Here is a 13,034-nt window from a genome sequence, read left to right on the forward strand (position 1 = left end):
ACACTGATCTGACGAAGCTTCTTATAATTGTATGGTTGGTATAGGGTTTATCCCCAGATACCCGGGAACTACCAAAAACAAAATATTGTTCGAAAAGACAGTGGTACTGATTGCAATTATCTGTGCTATAAAGTAATCAATCAATTATCTGCTCTCGGTAATTGGAAATATCCACCAAACCCCATAAAAATGCTGTTAGGGCAATATGGCCTCTCTGGATTTTGCATGAATAAGGATTGCTACATGGATTAAAGTCGCTTTCACGTATAGCTATGGTCAAATGTCCATGATATCTCTTACATACAGTGTTGCAACGAATTGCAGTTTTAATTACTTGTCCATTGCTCATATGATTTTGTTTGTTTTCAATATATGGCAGTTCCCTAAAAAAGGTATTACACATGCAAGATATGAGTGCGATTTGATTGTCCATGTGATTCTCAGCTATTGCCCGGTTGTACAACAATGCTTTTCCAGTATTCGCGGTGAATTTTCTCTAGCTGGGGACTCTAGTTAATCGGGGGGGGGCTAGTAACGATGTTGAAAACTCCCAAAGTGGCGATTATTTCAGGGGTTCAAGGTGATACCCGTCGCTATCGCGCGTTTCATCTGCGTGAACAGTTATTGTTATGCGGTGTAGAGTGTGAGTATAGTCACATAACGTTTCCTGGGGTAGGTGACTTTGCAGACTGGGCAGATGTACTCATTCTGCAACGAGTAACCTGGAACCGGCTTGTAGAGGCACTCTTGCAAAGAGCCAAAAGACACGGGGCTTTAGTGTTTGCGGATGTGGATGACCTGGTTTTTTCTCCAGAGGCTTATCGGTGGATTAATTCCCCTGATTTTGTAGACCCAATTCGCTTGGGGTTATATCGAGAAAACCTTAATTTGAATCGCGAAACTCTTATTCATTGTGATGGAATTATTGCCTCAACCGATTTCCTTGCCTTTCACGCCTCTCAGCTCTCAAAGCCGACCTGGGTGCATCGAAATGGTTTCAGTTTAGAGATGTGGATGCATTCACTAGATGCTCTTAAAACAATGGGCTCTGAGCTGAACGAGCGGATTGTTCTCGGCTATGCAAGTGGAACGCCCACCCATAATCGCGATTTTGAGATCATCAAACCTGTTTTGCAACGTTTGTTAGACGAATACCCTTATTTGCATTTACACTTGGTCGGTCACATCCATCCAGGGGAGGACTGGGGACAAGCAACAACGCGGGTTCATCGCTTGCCTTTTGTACCGTGGCGTAGTTTGCCTAAAGTTTTGGCTCAATTTTCGATAAATCTAGCCCCTTTACGATTAGATAATCCCTTTTCTCAATCCAAGAGCGAAATCAAGTATGTGGAAGCGGCATTAGTTAAAGTGCCAACAGTAGCCAGCCCTACCGCGGCTTATAGATATGCAATCCAACATGGAAAAAATGGCTTTTTAGCCGCTGATTCTTGGGATTGGGAAGAGATTCTTCGACGTCTTGTTGAAGATGCTAATTTGAGGCGAGCTGTAGGAGAATGTGCCTACCAGGATGTGAGTTTTCGGTATGCTCCATGGAAACGGGCAGCGGAGATTAGTGCGTTGTTCAATAATGCATTTGAGCAATTAGGGGGAGCGTTTTACATTCCTGAGAGAGATCATCATCCCATTGATGATCCCCGGGTCTTTCAACATATTTGGCTGAGTGAGGCCGTGGAATGCCGCCCCAATTTAATTGAGCGGGGTTGGTATACCCTTCGAGCCCGTGGCGTAAATGTCCTCCTAAGGGAGATATGGATATTTATCCGGCGCATGCTTGCCCCAATTTTTCCTTTTCGCCAGTCAAAATCTCTAAGATGAGTAATCAACCCACAGTTTCTGTTTGTATTGTCAATTTGAATGCGGCGCTCTTTTTACGCCAATGTCTGCAAAACTTGCCCGCCGCTCTTCCCGATCTTGATTTTGAGGTTATTGTAGTGGATAACGGTTCCAGTGATGACTCTTTGCGGATGTTAGAAGAAGAATTTCCCTGGGTTTACCTCATTCGTAATTCCCAGAACATGGGTTATACACGCCCAATGAATCAAGCCCTGAGATTAGCGAAAGGAAGATATCTGGTTCAGCTAAATCCAGATACGCTGCCACAACCGGGTGCATTTTCCACCCTTTACTTTTTTATGGAATCCCATCCTGAAGCAGGTATTTGCACTCCAAAAGTCTTAAATCGCGATCATACTTTGCAGTATCAATGCCGGCGTAGTGCTGCTCGCCCCTGGGACGTAATCACATATTTTACGGGGCTTTGGCGCCTTTTCCCTAAAAATCGTTTGTTTGGCAGGTATTTGATGACTTATCTACCTGAAGATGAGATCGCTGAAGTAGAAGCCGTTTCGGGCTCTTGTATGATGATTCGTCGCGGCGTAATTGAACAGATTGGCTATCTTGATGAGACTTTCTTTGCGTATCAGGAAGATGCTGATTTTTGTTTTCGCGCGCGCCAGGCGGGATGGAAGATATACTACGTACCCATGGCTGAAGTCATTCACTTTGGCGGAAAAGGGGGATCCAGTTCAGAACCTTATCGGGCTATTTTCGAATGGCATCGGAGCTATTACTATTACTACCGCAAACACCTTGCCAAGGAGTATTCATTTGTCATCAATGGATTTATGTATATGGCCATGGCTGTAAAATTAATTATTAGCCTTCTCCGAGCGTGTTTCTCAAAAGAAAAGGTGGTTGGGACGAAAAAACCTTAACAGCTATGGAGTTCTCTTATTTCCTGGTCCTGTCCCTTCTCTACTCAAGGTTGGTGCCCGAAACTTCTAGGGGATATTGCTCAGAGGAACGGCAATGGGATTAAGTACCTGGGGGCAATTCTTGGAGAGACAACATGAAAGAAATCCTTGGGTGAGGTTCCTAACTTACTAACTTTGATTAGCAACATATTGTTAGCTATGTCAATACCTTCGCCAATTAGCCTGATGGAACAGGTTCTTTGACAGGGTGAATGCGGCCTAGAGCAGCCACTTTGTGGAAAAGCTCGGAAACTAAATTATCATCGGGTTTTTGCGGAAGCATTTGGATTGTCTCCATCACATATCGGTAGCCTCGGCAGTAAGCTTTCAAATCCAAAACACTGAAATTGGGGTCTTCTTGTCGGTACTGGCACATTAACACTTGAGAAACATCGGTCATGAACAGCGCCAGGTTGGCGGCATTGGTGACAGCGGTTGGGGTAATGTTCATGAAATCTTCCAGCCCCCAGAACTGTTTAGCGTCCCTGAAATTGACCTCGATTTGGAATCTCAGACTGTAATAGTCAATCAACTTGTCGTAAGACAGTTCCAAATCGCTGGAAAACAGGATCACGTTGGCCCAGGCTTTGGTTGCCCGATTCGCTCTGAGCAAAATGACCACGTTCAAAGGGTCTGGGAAGTCCTTGTGGAGCAACTGCATCTGGTAAGTGCGGGTCTCGAAGCCGTCTTCGATCTGGGTCTCCTTCAGGTACTGGTCTGGGATATGGCGCACATCCACCGGCTCGCCCAGTCTGGGTGTTGGGCCCCGTTTGGGAGATGGACCCGCGTAGGCGAAGTGTAAAGCAGCATCGTAGCGCAGCTTGGAAATCAGATGCAGCTGGCATTGCCGCACCATGTGGAAAGCCGGATGGTTACCAAAATGACCGTCCAATACCAGGTAAGTCAGATGGAGCGTGCCTTGAATGGTGTTCAGAAATTGCAGCATTTTCTGGATACGCTGCAACTCCGGGTTGAGCACTACGTCTGCCTTGTTCTTATTGCGACTGCCCTTGGGACGTCCGGGTTTCCGCTTTGGTTGGGCAGGTTTGGCTTTCTTGGCTTCCTTTTTCGCCTTGCTGGCTGCTTTTTCTTCTTCTGTGTGGCTCATCTGTTCCACGCAGATTGGATAGGAGCGTCGCTGCTGGGTGCTCACCAAGGACAATGTGAAAAAGGACAACCCCGGCACCGCTTTTTGCTGCAAACTGGAGAAAAAGTAGCCCAAACCATGCGTTTGCTTGCCTGCTTTCGTGACGACACACTCATCCCCTACCAACAGGTAGGTGTCCTGACAGTCCAACAGATGCTCACGAAAGAATGTCCAGAATACCTGCGCCCAGGGTATGATCGTGTAGAAGAAACGCTGCACGGTCCGGTAGCTGCCACCTTTTTCGGCCCAACGGGATATCCCTAGCATGGTTACTCGGCCCGTCATTGCAAGCATGGCTACAATGATCCGGCTCAATTGCCGCATAGTCGTTTTTGAAATGCTGTTCTGTATTGGTTGTAAAAGTGCTAAAATGTCTGTCATGGGCTTTTTGGGTGAGTTTTGGCCTTGGCGGACTTATACTCTACTCCAAAAAGCCCTATCTGCTTACGTTATTTTTGGCGAAGGTATTGTATATGTCAATATACAAATATTCAAGTTTTACCGAACTATTGAGCACCTGGTAACTCAGAGTTAAGTCCCACGCGCATTTGGTGTCGGGACAACGATACTGCGGGATCGACAGGAATGCAGAATCGGCCGGGTTCAGCATAGATTATCAGTAAACAATACAGTGGGACCGGTGTCAATCGATCAGCCCGGTAATTACCAAAGCGCTCTGTTGTGGCTTTAGCCCCAAGTTCTTACCCCGTCTGTCCCAGGCGGGCGCGCTCCTCGGCGGCCACGGTTGGGTCCAGTTTGCGGAAGAGCGGCTGGGGCGGTTGCAGGCGCTGACCGGCTCTCAGCTCACTGGGCTGCCAGTGGGCGGTTGCTCCTTCGGGATGGTAGCGCAGGACGGTATGCTCGCCTAGTGCATCGGTGACGGTAGCGGTGCTTTGCGTTCCAAACAGCGGCTTGTCGTATCCCAGATAGCGATGCAGTTTTTCGCTGCTGAAAGGAAGGAAAGGCGCAAATAGTAACTTGAGCGAATCTATCGCTCGCAGTGCCGTAAAGATGGCCCGTCCGGCCGCGGTTTTATCCGTCTTGATGCTCAGCCAGGGGGCTGTTTGCTCCAGGTAGCGGTTGACTTCGGTGGCCAGCCGCATGGCCTCGCCCAGCGCCGCGCGGAGGTGCACGGCTTCGAGTTCTTGCCCCACGGTTTCAAAGCCCTGCTCCACTGCTGCCAGGAGTTCTTGATCCTGTGCAGTCAGTTCTCCTGGATCGGGTACTACGCCTTCCCAGTGCTTATAGGCAAAGGAGAGCACGCGGTTGGCTAGATTGCCCCAAGTAGCGACCAGTTCATCATTGTTGCGCTTGACAAAATCTTCCCAGTCCCAGTCGGTGTCGCGGTACTCCGGCATGTTGGCTGTGAGGTAGTAACGCAGTGGGTCAGGATCGTAGCGTGTGAGGAAATCCCGTCCCCAAACTGCCCAATTGCGGCTGCCAGAAATCTTCTGACCTTCCAGGTTCATGAATTCGTTGGCCGGTACATCGTAAGGCAGCACGAACGGTCGGGGGTTGCGGCTGCCCAGCAGAGCGTCCAGGGTTTCACCGCTCCCAATTAACTGGCCAGGCCAAATGATGGCGTGGAAGGGGATGTTATCCTTGCCAATGAAGTAATAGGAGCGTGCTTCGGGGCTGTGCCACCAGGCATGCCAGGCTTCGGGCTCACCAACCAGGTGGCTCCATTCAATCGTTGCCGAGAGGTAGCCAATAACCGCCTCGAACCACACATAAAGGCATTTCCCTTCCATTCCCTCTACTGGCACGGGGATGCCCCAATCCAGATCACGAGTGATGGGACGCCCTTTCAACCCCTCGGTCATGATCAGCCCCAGGGACTGGCGCAGCACATTGGGACGCCAGTAGGATTCCCGTGCGCGTAAAAAATCGGTGATTTGGGGCTGTAATTTGGCAAGATCAAGGAAGTAGTGCTCCGTCTGGCGCAGTTCGGGCACTGAGCCGTCAATGCGCGAACGCGGGTCAATCAGTTTTTCGGGATCCAAAACATTGCCGCAACGGTCGCATTGATCGCTGCGCGTTTTGGGAAAACCGCAGATGTAGCAGGTGCCCTCTACGTAGCGGTCGGGTAAAAAGCGCTGCTGGGTGACCGAGTACCACTGTAACTGGCGATCCCGGTAAAGGTAGCCGTTTTTCAGCAGCGCCAGGAACATCTTCTGAGAAACATTGAAATGGTTCTCGGTGTGGGTACTGGTAAACAGATCGTACGTCAGACCCAACTGCTGAAAGAGCTCTAAAAATGTGGTGTGGAAGCGCTGGTACACGACGAGAGGGGAGGTTTTCTCGGCATCCGCCCGCACAGTGATCGGGGTGCCGTGGGCGTCGGAACCCGAAACCATGAGCACGCGCCGCCCCTTCATCCGTTGATAGCGGGCGAAGATATCGGCGGGCAAGTAGGACCCGGTGAGATTGCCCACATGGATCTCGGCGTTAGCATACGGCCAGGCAACAGCCACCAGAATGGGTTCAGACATAGAAGTCACCTCAGAGACACAAAATGCAGCACATGTGCCGAGATTTTATCACGAAACGCCCGCCTGTGGGGCATGGGGTAGTCCTCTAGTTGGGGGAAAATTACACGCTCGGTTATTGTGTCAACTTTACTGATAGGTGCAACAGGTGTGATCCTGCTATTTGGTTCGATTGTTTCAGTCTTGACAGAAACAAGTGAAGAATATACAATAAAACAAATCCAATTTTAGCCTTTGGAGATTTTCAGGAGAAGTAGGCTTATGGTGTCAGACGAAGCGGATAGTGGCTCGGATAGTCCTCCCCTTCTTTCTGGGGACTCCGAAGCCTTATCCCAGTTCATTGAAAACATGGGATTGTACTTCGAGGACTATGGCATCCCGCGCATTGGGGGCCGAATCCTGGGGCTGCTCCTGGTGGCGCGGCGCCCGGTCTCGCCCGAGGAGATGAGCGAGGTCCTTCAGGTCAGTCGGAGCAGCATTTCGACCAACTTGCGTTCTCTGCTCATGGCGGGCCTGGTTGAACGGGTCTCGTTGCCGGGTGAACGTTCGGACTACTACGTTATCTCGGAAGAAGCCTGGGAACGTTCACTGGAGATGCGCCTGGAGGGCATTCAGGCCCTGCGCGAAATCGCCGAAGAGGGCCTGCAAGGACTGGATGCGGGCCACCCGGCGCGCCAACGGCTGGAAGAAATGCTTTCCTGGACAGCTATGGTGGAGGATGCCTACCGCAAGTTACTCGAAGCCTGGCAATCTCGTAAGGAGGTTCCAGCCTGAACGGCTAAGGACGTTCATGATCTAAAGTCCTTTAGCCACCGGCTGGAATCCCACCAGCCGGTGGCTTTTGCACCGGCGATCTTGCTGAAGGAATAGGAGGTCTGCCATGCGCTACCTGGTCATTCGCACTGAGAACCTCAGCAAGCGCTTTGATCGCCGGACGGCACTCGATCGGGTTACCCTCGATGTTGAGCCGGGCGAAATTTATGGCGTCTTGGGGCCAACCGGCGCCGGTAAGTCAACTCTGGTTCAGTTGCTTTTGGGGATGATCCGTCCCACCCAAGGCCGGGCGCTGGTCCTAGGCTTGGAGCCGGCGCGCCAGGGCATGGCATTGCGTCAGCGGGTAGGGTATGTTCCCGAACAGGGGGTATTCTATCCCTGGATGCGTGGTGAAGAGGTGTTGCGGTTTCTAGCCCAGACGCGGCGCGTTTCGCTCACCGAAGCCACGTTTGATCTGGCGGCACAATTTGGCCTGGATCTGAGCCGCCCGTTCAGGGCTTATTCGCCAGGCGAGCGCAAAGCTTTATTCCTGGTGCAGGCCTTCATGCATCCGGCAGACGTGCTGATCCTGGATGAGCCCATGCTTGGGTTGGAAATCACTGCTCAAGACGTGTTTTCACGCCTGGCGCGGCAGGTGCGAGCCGAGGGTCGTACCATCTTCTTTACCACCTCCTCACTACTTGAAGCTGAGCGTTTGTGTGATCGAGTAGCATTGCTGTGGCAGGGGCGTGTTTTGGCAGTGGAACGTGGCGTCCAGTTGCGCGCCAAGACATTGCGCCGCATTGAAATGCGTTTTGCCACGCCTGTGGCTTGGGAAGAGTTCGCTGGTTTGCCCAACCTGGAAGAACTTCAATTAGAGGATAACAAACTACGCTGCACGCTGCGGGGAGACCCGGATGCCTTTCTAAAGGTCGCCAGCCGCCATCGGATTACTGACTTTATCAGTCAGCAGCCCAGCCTGGATGAGATCTACCGCCGCTACTACGGGGTGGGTGGGTATGCTGCCTGAAATGCTGGTAGCCACGCTTCGTGCACGTGGAAGGTGGCTGCTGGGATGGGGCGCAGGATTGTGGATAGCCATTTTTGTGTGGAAAATTGGGTTGCGGTTCCTGCCCATTGGTAACCTTCCGGGTTGGCTGGTGCTGACGCTTAACGCCGGGGCGGATGACGATGCACTGCTGTTTACATTGGTCTTGCCCTGGTTAATGGGTGTCCCGCTGCTTGGTGAGGCTGCACGTTGGCTGGGAGAAGCAACGTCGCGCGAGACCGTGGCTTTTCTGCTGACTCTTCCGGTATCACGCTGGGTGCTCTTTCTGAGTGGGTGGGGCTTTCACATCCTCCTTCTACTCATCCTGCTGGGTATCAGCCTGATGGGGTTGTGGGTTGGGCAAGGCGTTTTCAGTGGATCGTGGAACGCAGTGGAACCCCTTTCCCATCTTGTGGCACTGGGCTTGCTCTTGGGACTCGTAATTCAAGGTGGTATGCTCATTGCGCTCTACACGGCCAGCTTTCGATTGGGATTTGGAGGTGCGTTCGGGGGCTTGCTGGTCAGTTTTCTTCTCTACGGATGGACTCAACATTTCCCACTCTTAAATTGGATGCGCTTTCTCCTACCATGGTATTACTACCTTGCGGGAGGGTGGAGCGAAGGAAGCAGGGGATTATTGGGGGTGATGGGGGGTATTAACGTGTTGCTGGCCGTGTGGCTGTTCTGGGCATTTGTCTATGGGCGGCTCACAGAAGCCTCCGAAAGGCAAAAGATAAAGAAATGTTAACCGAATGCTAACATCTTCTTTGCTTAGTTTTAAGGCACAAAGGGTAAGATATAGTCGTAAATCCTCCTCCTGGTTCAGGTTTTACTCCTGGTGGGTTGGTGAGACAGGGCAAGTCAATCTAATATCGGTGTGTAGAGAGGGCGCGGAGAAGGCGCCCTCTCTACGTTTGCTTTTGAAAGTAAAGGTAAGACCTCGGCTGTAAGGTGTCAGTTTCTTGCGCCTTGCCCTTTCCTCCATGGCCTCTTGTGGCTGGAGGGCGGGTGGGCGTGCTACCTGCTACAAATGAGTAGGGTTGCGGTTGCATTTATTGTATAATGGATGATAGAGGAGAGCCTCCACCGTGATAAATCCCCTGATTGACCCCAATGTGGCGTACTTTCTGCTCGTGGTAGGCCTGGTGCTGGGTGTGCTGGCATTGTTTTCCCCCGGTACGGGTATTCTCGAAATCGGCGCTCTCTTTGCCCTGGTGTTGGCGGGATTCGGCATCGTCCGTCTGAGCATTAATGCCTGGGCACTGGGGTTGTTGATCGTAGGAGTGATCCCGTTTCTAATGGCGCTGCGCTTCTCGCGGCGCTGGTTTTACCTAGCCATCGCCTGTGTGGCTTTTGTGGTGGGGTCCATCTTTCTCTTTAAGACACCGGAAGGGGGATTAGCAGTGAACCCGCTCCTGGCGGGGATCACTTCAACCATTGCTGTAGGTTTGTTCTGGTTGGTGGGTTGGAAGGGCCTGGAGGCGATTCGACGGCACCCCGATATCTCCATGGAACGGCTCATGGGAGCAGTGGGTGAGGCTCGCACGGCGATTCATCGTGAGGGCACCGTCTACATCAATGGCGAGGAGTGGAGCGCACGCAGCGATGTTCCCATCCCGATGGGGGCCAAGGTGCGTGTGATTGGGCGTGAGGGATTGGTGCTGATTGTGGAAGCATTGACTTCGCAATCACAAACTGAATTGTAGCCCTATAAGGAGGTGTTTGCATGGAACTGATCTATTGTCTAATCGGCGTTATCGTTGTGGGTGGTATTGCCTTTCTGGCGGCAGCCATTCGCATCGTGCCCGAGTACCAGCGCTTGGTGGTTTTTCGTCTGGGGCGCTGCCTGGGTTCACGCGGTCCCGGTTTGGTATTACTTATCCCGTTCATTGATCGTGGGGTGCGGGTGGACTTACGTGAGCAGGTGCGTGAAATCCCGGCTCAGACCGCCATTACCAGTGATAACGCGCCCATCTCCATTGATTTCCTCTGGTACTATAAGGTGTTTGATCCCGTGCAAAGTGTCTTGCAGGTGGCCAATTTTGAGGCTGCCGCTCAGGGTATTGCTACCACCACTTTGCGTTCAGTTATTGGTGCCATCATGCTCGATAGCGTGCTCTCGGAGCGTGAGCAAATTAACCACGCATTACGCACCCGCTTGGATGAGGTAACGGAGCGATGGGGGGTTAAGGTTACCAATGTGGAGATCCGCGAGATTATCCCGCCGCGCGAGGTGCAGGAGGCCATGAATCGCCAGTTGTCGGCCGAGCGCAATCGCCGTGCCATCGTCACCGAATCGAATGGTACGCGTGAGGCGGCGATTAACGTGGCTGAGGGTGAGAAGCAAGCAGCCATTCTCAAGGCTGAGGGTCAGAAGCGCGCCTCAATTTTGATCGCGGAAGGCGAGCGAGAAGCGCAACTTTTGCGTGCCGAGGGTTATGCTGCCGCGTTGGAGAAGATTTTCTCGGTAGCCAATCGCCTGGATTCGAAAACCCTCACCTTACAGTACTTTGAGACCCTTAAGAGTATGGCGGCTTCGCCCTCAACGAAGTACATCTTCCCGATGGAATTTACCAGCCTGCTGGGGGATTTCCTCCGCCTGCGCGGTGAACAAGGTGGAAGTGCACCTCAATCCTAACTTGTGAGATCTGAGCGGGGAGTCGGCGGTTGAGTTCCGGCTCCCCGCAACTTGACACACGACGAACTTGGTCACCACCGTTCACTATCAGATCCTGGAAGCCAACTGGCGGGATATCCAAGCCCTTTACCGCCTGGAGAAAGCCTGTTTTGGCCGGGATGCCTGGCCTTTGCTGGATATTGTGGCCGTGACCACCTTGCCAGGGGTGGTGCGGTTGAAGGCCGTCGTGGATGAGCAACTGGTTGGGTTTATTGCCGGGGAGGCAAAGCCCAAAGAAGGGCTTGGCTGGATTTTAACCCTGGGGGTCAGTCCGGAGTATCGGCGGATGGGAATTGGACGAGCGTTGTTATTGGAATGCGAGCAGCGCTTGAAAATGCCACGCATTCGCCTGAGTGTACGACGCACAAATTGGCCAGCCATCCATTTGTACCATCGAGAGGGGTATCGCGAAGTGGATGTCTGGCGACATTATTATAGCGACGGGGAAGATGCGTTAATCCTTGAAAAAGTAGTTGACTCATGAGCCAAGAGCGTATATCATAGAGGCAGGGTCTATGAAGAAACATCCGGTCTTGACTTTAATACGATGTCTACGCGGCACGCGTTATTTCGCGTGCCTTTTTGCTTGTTAAACCCTTTTCAATCCATGAAAGGAGATGCATGATGGATTACGGGATGATCGGCAAGCGTGAGAAGGCCAGACGATATGCCCAGGAGCGCGAGCGCATTCGCTTTCAGACCTTTACGGTCACCGTCGAGGGAGAGAACAACTCGCATGTGGTCCAATATGACCATGGCAAATGGCAATGCGATTGTGAATTCTTCCGCAGCCGAGGCGTTTGCAGCCACACTATGGCGCTGGAGATTGTTCTGGAAAACATGCTGACCCACCCAGTTAACTCATAGGGAAGGCAATAGAATAGCCTCTTGTCCAGCAGGTCCCACAGACAAGGGACCTGCTGGTGTTTTTCCCGGCGGAGTTATCTCTCCCAATATCCCTGATTATCGAAGAAGCGTAATCACCCCACCTAAGAGCGCTCCCCCTAAAATGAGCCAGGTGGTGTTAATTTTATATTTTGCCAGCAATCCGAACGTTGCTCCTGCAATCAGCAGGCTGGGCAGGTCAACCAGCGAAGTCCGTGCCAGGTGCCAGGTCACGGCAGCCATCAGGCCCAGAGATGTCGCATTAACACCGTCCAAAAAAGCAGCGGCCCATTTGGATCCTCGCAGGCGAGGGATGAGGGGGCTGGAAAGAGCCACGAAGAAAAATGAGGGCAGAAAGATTCCCAGTGTCGCCAGAAGGGCGCCTGGCAGGCCCCCCAGGAGATAGCCGATGAAGGTGGCGCTGGTGAACAGGGGGCCCGGTGTCATTTGCCCAACCGCAATGGCATCCAGGAGTTGCTGATCGCTTAGCCAGCCGTAACGCACGACCAGGTCGGCGCGCAGAAATGCCAGCAGCACGTAACCGCTTCCGTAAAGAATGGCTCCGACCTTGAGAAAAATCAGAAATAAACTGGTCAGACTAAAGGGCAAGGAAGATGTGGTACTCAGTAAGTTTAGGCCAGCTAGGGGTAGAAGCGCGAAGCCCTGCTTTCGCAACGATAACTCCCTGAGATTGGTAACCAGCGCAAAGATGACCCCGCCTCCCAAAAGGAGAGCAACCTCATTGATTCCCAAAAAATAGCTCCCCAGGACCAACCCCGCTACCAGAATTGGGAAGGGACGATTGAGCACTTTGTGCCCTAAATCCCACAGCGCTTGGAGAATGATGACCACAATGACGGGTTTGATGCCATACAGCACACCACTTATCTGGGGAAGGTTGCCAAAATTAACGTACAACCATGCCAGGCCCAGTACCATCAAAACGGCGGGGAGTGTGAAGCCCAATCCACCGATAAAGAAACCGGCCCATCCGGCACGGCGTAACCCCAGGTGAATGGCCATTTCGGTGGAGTTGGGCCCCGGAATCAGGTTGGTGGCTCCCAGGAGATCCAGAAACTCCTGATCAGAGAGCCAGCGACGTCGCTTGACCACTTCGTTGTGCATAATGGCGGTGTGGGCAGCCGGTCCGCCGAAAGCGGTCAAACCCAATTTGAAAAACAGGCTGGTTACCTCAAGCAAGTTTTGCCGATCGCTGGTATGCGCGGGGGCTGTTTGCATTAGATTGGGCCCTAAAGAAAAA

12 protein-coding genes are annotated in these 13,034 nt (G+C 52.2%); 9 read left to right on the forward strand and 3 right to left on the reverse strand.

Annotation, left to right across the window (positions count from 1 at the left end; all coding sequences use genetic code 11):
- Window positions 1-537: 537 nt before the first annotated feature.
- Both SE15_RS10365 and SE15_RS10370 read left to right on the forward strand, forming a co-directional pair.
- Entirely contained in the window at window positions 538-1,836 is a 1,299-nt protein-coding gene (locus tag SE15_RS10365) for a glycosyltransferase (protein ID WP_054522042.1), read from the forward strand.
- Window positions 1,833-2,735 carry a glycosyltransferase family 2 protein gene (locus SE15_RS10370; protein ID WP_160316700.1) on the forward strand — a complete coding sequence of 301 codons (903 nt, stop codon included), beginning with the start codon at window positions 1,833-1,835 and terminating at the stop codon, window positions 2,733-2,735. The genes SE15_RS10365 and SE15_RS10370 overlap by 4 nt, the downstream gene beginning before the upstream one ends.
- A gap of 217 nt (window positions 2,736-2,952) precedes the next feature.
- Here the strand turns inward: SE15_RS10370 and SE15_RS10375 are convergent, their stop codons facing one another.
- Window positions 2,953-4,302 carry a transposase gene (locus SE15_RS10375; protein ID WP_054522044.1) on the reverse strand — a complete coding sequence of 450 codons (1,350 nt, stop codon included), beginning with the start codon at window positions 4,300-4,302 and terminating at the stop codon, window positions 2,953-2,955.
- A 320-nt stretch (window positions 4,303-4,622) separates the two neighbouring features.
- A complete protein-coding gene (gene metG / locus SE15_RS10380; RefSeq protein ID WP_054522045.1) occupies window positions 4,623-6,413 on the reverse strand; it encodes a methionine--tRNA ligase in 1,791 nt (596 codons plus the stop codon).
- 258 nt (window positions 6,414-6,671) lie between these two features.
- Here metG and SE15_RS10385 point away from each other — a divergent pair, with 258 nt between their 5' ends.
- The 7 genes from SE15_RS10385 to SE15_RS10415 all read left to right on the forward strand — a co-directional run bounded on the left by SE15_RS10385 (window position 6,672) and on the right by SE15_RS10415 (window position 11,755).
- Complete coding sequence (locus tag SE15_RS10385) at window positions 6,672-7,184, forward strand: GbsR/MarR family transcriptional regulator (RefSeq protein ID WP_054522046.1); 513 nt, start codon at window positions 6,672-6,674, stop codon at window positions 7,182-7,184.
- Window positions 7,185-7,290: 106 nt separating this feature from the next.
- The gene (locus SE15_RS10390) at window positions 7,291-8,193 is read left to right on the forward strand and encodes an ABC transporter ATP-binding protein (protein ID WP_054522047.1); all 903 of its coding nucleotides are present in this window, start codon (window positions 7,291-7,293) and stop codon (window positions 8,191-8,193) included.
- A complete protein-coding gene (locus SE15_RS10395; RefSeq protein ID WP_152965601.1) occupies window positions 8,147-8,959 on the forward strand; it encodes a hypothetical protein in 813 nt (270 codons plus the stop codon). The genes SE15_RS10390 and SE15_RS10395 overlap by 47 nt, the downstream gene beginning before the upstream one ends.
- 340 nt (window positions 8,960-9,299) lie before the next feature.
- Window positions 9,300-9,917, forward strand: a complete 618-nt coding sequence (locus SE15_RS10400) for an NfeD family protein (protein ID WP_054522049.1) — start codon at window positions 9,300-9,302, stop codon at window positions 9,915-9,917.
- Window positions 9,918-9,937: 20 nt separating this feature from the next.
- Entirely contained in the window at window positions 9,938-10,849 is a 912-nt protein-coding gene (locus SE15_RS10405; RefSeq protein WP_054522050.1) for an SPFH domain-containing protein, read from the forward strand.
- 67 nt (window positions 10,850-10,916) lie between these two features.
- On the forward strand, window positions 10,917-11,372 hold the full coding sequence (locus tag SE15_RS10410) for a GNAT family N-acetyltransferase (protein WP_054522051.1): 456 nt from the start codon (window positions 10,917-10,919) through the stop codon (window positions 11,370-11,372).
- Window positions 11,373-11,509: 137 nt separating this feature from the next.
- Window positions 11,510-11,755: an SWIM zinc finger family protein gene (locus SE15_RS10415; RefSeq protein ID WP_236690020.1), complete on the forward strand. Its 246-nt coding sequence runs from the start codon at window positions 11,510-11,512 to the stop codon at window positions 11,753-11,755.
- Between the two features lie 96 nt (window positions 11,756-11,851).
- On the opposite strand, the gene chrA is transcribed toward SE15_RS10415, so the two are convergent.
- Complete coding sequence (gene chrA, locus SE15_RS10420) at window positions 11,852-13,012, reverse strand: chromate efflux transporter (protein ID WP_054522053.1); 1,161 nt, start codon at window positions 13,010-13,012, stop codon at window positions 11,852-11,854.
- Between the last annotated feature and the right edge of the window lie 22 nt (window positions 13,013-13,034).

The sequence above is a fragment of the Thermanaerothrix daxensis genome (assembly GCF_001306145.1).
Taxonomy (GTDB): Bacteria; Chloroflexota; Anaerolineae; order Anaerolineales; family Anaerolineaceae; genus Thermanaerothrix; species Thermanaerothrix daxensis.